Raw genomic sequence first — 4,120 nt, 5'->3', positions numbered from 1 at the left:
ACCGTGGTGCATTATTTGGAGCACATCTTAACCATGCTGGACGAGCCGCAAATCCCAAAGTTATAGGTAAAGCCCCGGTTGCACCATCTGCCATTCCCTGTCCAACAACAGGAGCAACTCCTGGTGAACTATCTGTTAAAGAAATAGAAAGGATTTTAAATGATTATCAAAAGGCTGCATCGCTATGCAAAAAGGCAGGAGTGGATTTCATTGAACTTCAAATGGGGCACGGTTATCTCGTTCACCAGTTTTATTCAGAACGATTAAACAAGCGTAAAGATGGGTATGGCGGGAGTTTAGATAATCGTTTGAAGTTTGCCCAAAAACTCCTTGAAACTGTTAAATCCCAGGTAGAGGATATACCTATAATTGTGAGACTTTCGGCTTCAGAATTTATCGAAGGCGGCATAACACCTGAAGCCCTTAAGCCCCTTATAGCGCTTCTGGAAAAGGAAAACGTAGCTGCACTGCACCTTGGTTTTGGAAACGCGTGTGATAGCCCTGCGTGGTACTACCAGCACATGGCACTACCTGAGGGTCCAAAAATCGATGCCGCAAAGGAAATAAGGAAGCTGACAAAGCTACCGCTTATTCTCGTTGGCAAAATGGTGGAAGAAGAAAAAATTGAGACACTACTTTCTGATGGTGTCGTTGATCTGATTGCCATGGCGAGGCCTCTGGTTGCTGATCCTGGTTTACCCGGCAAAATTATACGAAATGAAGAACCCAAATTCCGATGCGGTGCCTGTCTGCAAGGGTGCCTTATGAATGTTAAATCCGGGAATTCGATAGGTTGCATTATAAATCCAACAACGGATGTTTTTGAAGAACCTAAAAAAGCTGAGCACGTGAAAAAGGTAATCGTTGTTGGTGGAGGACCTGCTGGAATGACAGCTGCACTAACACTTGTTGAGCGTGGGTACGATGTTACCCTTGTGGAAGAATCCAACCAGCTTGGAGGGCAGTTTAACTATGCGCATTTAACACCCGGCAAAGATAGAATGACATTACCGTTGGATTCGCTGAGAAATGCTGTGGAGAAAAAAGTGAAAATATTGAAAAACAAAAGAGCAGATATGGAATTGATAAAGGAAATGAAACCGGATTTTGTTGTACTTGCTACAGGTGCCGAGCCCATTGTTCCAAAGATCGATGGCCTTGACTCTGTGAAGTGGATAACGGGGAACGATGCCCTTAAAAAGGATATTTCGGGGAAGCGGGTTCTTGTCATCGGCGGTGGTCTGATTGGAATGGAAGTCGCTGAAAAGCTCCTGGAGCAGGAAAACAAAGTGGATGTTGTTGAATTGAAAGTGGCTGATGGTATGGAACCAGTAACGGAAAAATTGATGTGGAAACGTCTTTGGGGTAAGGAAATTGACATCTATACTAACACAGCGGTTCGAGCATTTGATCCAGATGGGGTTGTTGTTGAAGACTTGAGAAATGGGGAGAAGAAAAATCTCGGGAGATATGACCTCGTTGTGCTTGCAGTTGGAACAGCTTCGCGGTGTGAACTTGAAAGCGAACTTCAAGCCTCAGATATTCCCTTTAGCGTTGTTGGTGATGCCAGGGAACTGAATCAGATAATCGGAGCTGTGAGAAGCGCTTATAGTACTGTGGTTTCTATGATATAGCAACTTGTGAGATTGTGTGCTACGAAGCAGTTCGAAACAACCATGCGGTGATTTAGAACAACCTCAAAAGAGTTCGTAACAATTCCTAAGGGATTTGTATCTACATAATAATAGAATTAAATGGGGTGTGTATTTTGAGAAAGCTGGTAGCTGTTGGAACTAAAGATGGTGTTTATCTGAATGATGACCATTTTGGCCAATCGAAAATCTTTGTGATTTTTGAAGTGTATGGAGATCGGTTCGCTAAGGTTGAAGAACGTGAAAACCCATGTTTTGGCAGGCATCAGCATGCAAAAGTAAGTGAAGTGCTTACAGTGCTTGGAGACTGTAAGGTGTGGGTAGGTTCAACTATGGGTGCAGGTTCCATGAAAAAACTAAAAGAAATGAATTATGATCCCTTTTTGGTGGAAAAGGGTTCTGCCGAGGAGGCTGTGAAAGCCTATCTCGAGGGCAAAAAGGATTAGGGGAAGGGGGTTTAATGCCCCCTTTTTAATTCTTTTATCCAGTTTGCCATAACTTCGATTACCTCTTCAGAGACAAAACCCTGTTTGTAATAATCATTGGTAGAGTGTTGTATACTGGGTTCAGTTTCCAGAAACAAATGATTCAACCCCGGAAAGGATTTAAAGGTGAAATTTTGCTTATTCGCGAACTTTTCCTTTATTGGAAGAAAATCCTCGTTCAAGGTTACTTGAAAATCTTCTTCGCCTTGTAATACAAGAACCGGTAAAGAGATTTTTTCCAACGCCGGGATTGTGGGATAGTTATCCGCATCATAATAATATGCTGCTGTCACACCACCATCTATGGGTGTGTCAGGTGGAAGCTCGTGATTCAGGAGCTTTGTAAAGAAGATTTCGATGGTTTGAAGTTGGAGCTCCGAAATACCTGTGATCGGTGCAAGATACCTGTTCTGGGAAAGGCTGAGCTGGGCGAGTTGCCTTGCGGGAGGGGCAAGCATGATTATGCCTGACACTTTGTCAGAGCGGAGAGCTATATATGGCGCTAGCTCTGCGCCCATACTATGTCCGATGATGTATAAGGAATTCACACCTGGAATTTCGACCGCCTTTTCAACCGCGGCAAGGGCATCTGTGATGTATTCATCTTCTATTGTAATTGAAGCCAATTCACTGATTTCCTTTCCATACGTATAAGTGCGTTTATCATAGCGCAATACAGCAATTCCATGTGTAGATAGGCCCCAGGCAATATCTCTGAATATCTTGTTTGGCCCCACTGTTTCATCCCTATCTGATGGGCCTGAGCCTGGGACAAGAACAGCGATAGGAAAATTCTCCAATCCCTTAGGAAGTGTTACATAGCCTTTGAGAACCCAGGGTTCTTTCCCAATGGAGATTTCTTTTTCCACAAACGATTCTGGATTTGCGTAAGGTGGGATCAGTGGTTCCGGGGAAGCAGCAGGTTGAATGAGAAATTGAGCAATTTTATTGTGCTTGTCTACAACTATGCGTACATTCGCATAACCCTGCTCAAACTTCGTGTAGAATACAACAAGAGTTCCCTCGTTGAAGGGCTGGGTATTTGTACTGTAAATTTCCACTGGTGAGCCAAACATTTGTTCAATCTGATTGTGAGCAGTTTCCATTGTCTTCACTCCAAATTGGAGTTTTACCTGGAATGATTGCATTTCAAAGGCCTGCTTATACTCTCCTGAGAAGAAAAGAGACATATACTGCCCGGCAATCTCAGTTGCTGATTCCTGAGCCAAAATAACGATGGAAAAGACCGCTATAACCACGGTGAAAAGCATCACCACTTTGGTTTTCATATACATCACCCCGTAATATATTATACCCGCTCTATTATAAAACCTTTGTGTAAAACCCGTTGGAGAATAAACTATAAAGGAGGAGGTGAAAAGATGAAACGCTTAATAATCATTTTGTTTTTGATTGTTTCAATGATGGCTTTTGCAGGCGAAGATGAGTTGAAAGCAAAACTTGAAGAAAATCCTCGCGATTTTGAAGCACTTCAGGAGTTGCTTGAGCTTTACGAGGAAAATGATGATTACTGGGGATACATATCTGCCATGGTGGAAATAACCGGAAAGCTTGAAGATGCGCCTGCAGATATAATGCCATATGTACTTCAAGCAGCAAGATATGCTGCGGATCAGTATTACGACACGGAATCGATTTCCCTGTACACGTATTTTTTGAATGCACTGCCAAGAATAATCATTTTGAAGGAATTTATGTCTAAATTTGAGTATATGTATGATTATGACGGTACCATGGAAGATATCATCACCAAAAGCATATCCTCTTTTGAAGACCCGAAAGCGGTGCTCAAAGAGATACACAGTTATGCTTTTGATGAATACCTCACGTATGTGCAAAAAGCTGTTGAAAAAATCCTCTATGTAAAATACGGCGAAAACCAGTATATGATTCCTTTTCTGGAATCGTTACTCGATGACGGAAAATACGCTGAGGTAGAAGAGGCTCTTCGTGAGAATGAAG

At 42.5% G+C, this 4,120-nt stretch carries 4 protein-coding genes; 3 read left to right on the top strand and 1 reads right to left on the bottom strand.

All coding sequences use genetic code 11. The features are described from left to right. Window positions 1–1,634 (top strand): FAD-dependent oxidoreductase (locus tag AC3LHT_RS07890; protein WP_488662505.1); only part of this gene is annotated, 1,634 nt, incomplete at its 5' end. Between the two features lie 134 nt (window positions 1,635–1,768). Further along, entirely contained in the window at window positions 1,769–2,098 is a 330-nt protein-coding gene (locus AC3LHT_RS07885) for a NifB/NifX family molybdenum-iron cluster-binding protein (RefSeq protein ID WP_488662504.1), read from the top strand. 11 nt (window positions 2,099–2,109) lie between these two features. Here AC3LHT_RS07885 and AC3LHT_RS07880 read toward each other — a convergent pair whose 3' ends face one another. Next, window positions 2,110–3,426: an alpha/beta hydrolase gene (locus AC3LHT_RS07880; protein WP_488662503.1), complete on the bottom strand. Its 1,317-nt coding sequence runs from the start codon at window positions 3,424–3,426 to the stop codon at window positions 2,110–2,112. A gap of 93 nt (window positions 3,427–3,519) precedes the next feature. Here AC3LHT_RS07880 and AC3LHT_RS07875 point away from each other — a divergent pair. After that, window positions 3,520–4,120, top strand: a 601-nt coding sequence (locus tag AC3LHT_RS07875) for a hypothetical protein (RefSeq protein WP_488662502.1), incomplete at its 3' end; no start/stop codon positions are given.

The sequence above is a fragment of the Kosmotoga sp. genome, from assembly GCF_982836095.1.
This window is presented reverse-complemented; position numbering and strand designations above follow the sequence as displayed.